Origin of the sequence: Synechococcus sp. H55.11, from assembly GCF_047462475.1 — a bacterium.
Classification (GTDB): domain Bacteria; phylum Cyanobacteriota; class Cyanobacteriia; order Thermostichales; family Thermostichaceae; genus Thermostichus.
Genome location: NZ_JANSJI010000132.1, coordinates 1 through 1,495, shown reverse-complemented (window position 1 = coordinate 1,495; position 1,495 = coordinate 1). Strand labels below are relative to the sequence as shown.

The following is a 1,495-nucleotide window of genomic DNA, read 5'->3' as shown; positions in this document are numbered from 1 at the left end:
GCCCCTCTCCCTGAGGGAGAGGGGAGTTAGAGCGGCGCGTTCGCGACAGCGTTGCCTAGCAATAGCGATGTAGAGAAACGTTGTGTTGCTACTTGAAGTGACTATAGAGGTTGAAAGTGAGAGTAATTTCTACAGAAAAAAGGAGAGAGGCTGTTAGGTTTTCCTCCCTCCGATCTCTTCGTCGCGGTTAGCGTTAACGCCAGCTAGATTTTAACCGATTCTTCCCGCACGATTCAACTTTTTTCTCGATTTTTTCTCGAATTTCTCTTTGACTCAACACATTTTTTTAAACAGCAACACAAGGTTTAGGACAGACAGTTTGCCCCAAAAAGTTAGCCCTTCCCCTTAGCTTGCAACGGGTTTACAAAGACAACTGGCGCAGCGACTTTTGTATGTATTAGGTCTTGTCTTCCGGCCCTCAGCCGCTGTTATTGCCGCACACCGCCACCTCCGCAGCTCGACCCACTCCAGCAGAAACTATCCCCTCATTAACTAGGACTGACTCTCATTAACCCAGAAGCTCGGCTAAAGCCGAAGAAGAGAGAAAGGGATCCCTGCCAAAGGCAGGATGGCCAGTTCCGCCGGCGCGGGATCCCTGTCACATCCAAGACAAGAGAGGAAGACTGATGGATAGAACTCCACCACTCAACTGAGTAACAGCATAACTCTATTGAGACTAAATTGCAATACATAGCCGACAAAGTAGGAATAATTTGCATCAAGCCACGGGAGTCGGACAGAGGGGGCGGGGGCAATTGACAAAGATTGGCCGTTAAGTCTTCTCAGGAGGGCGGGCTTGCAGGCACAGGACAGCAACAGGTTCAAGTGTGGGGTAGTTTACTCTTGGTCCAACGGGGATCTAGCGACGATAGCCGAGTGGCCTGGAGCGAACCTGACGGCGTTTTTTGCGCCAGCGTTTCCAGTTGGAGACCATCCAATCGCTGAGGCTGTGGTTGGCCGATCCCAGCTCCAACCCCATCCCAATCCAAAACAGGATCTCGGCGTGAACTTGCAGCCATTGCCAGAGATCGCTGCGCCACACCCAAGGCTGCCACATCCACCAGCCCAACCGGGATCCCAGCCAAGCCACCGGCAGGCCAACTCCGCCGGCCCATAGGCTCAAGTACAGCACCCGCAGGGCGGTGCCCACGATGGGCCCATGCGACCAGAAGGAGCGATGCCGCATCCACTTGCGGTAGGGCAGCCAAATCCAGCGCAAGAACAGCCAGCGTTGGTACTGTCGAGAACAGGTGTCCAGATCTCCAGAAAACATCAGGCCACTGAACAGATAGGCGGATCCCACAGCCAGAGCAACGGTGGTGCTATTCCCCAACAAACCGGCGGCCAAGGTGATGCCGGGGGCCGTCCAGAGGGTGATGCGATCGTGGGTGGATCCCAGCGGCATAAGGCCAGAGCAACGGTACCCGACTGGCGCTCAGTCTACCCGCCAGCGGAGGAAAAAGCCTGACCTAGCTTCAGCTAGAAACCGCAGGAG

The 1,495-nt window shown here is 54.7% G+C and carries 1 protein-coding gene; it reads right to left on the bottom strand.

All coding sequences use genetic code 11. From position 1 onward, the window contains the following. Positions 1 to 859: 859 nt before the first annotated feature. Positions 860 to 1,405, bottom strand: coding sequence for a metal-binding protein (locus NW853_RS05580; protein WP_414336194.1), 546 nt, complete (start codon positions 1,403 to 1,405; stop codon positions 860 to 862). Positions 1,406 to 1,495: the final 90 nt, after the last annotated feature.

Bases quoted from the DNA above. Each gene is read 5' to 3' on its own strand.
- NW853_RS05580 (WP_414336194.1), bottom strand. From the start codon at position 1,405: ATGCCGCTGGGATCCACCCACGATCGCATCACCCTCTGGACGGCCCCC.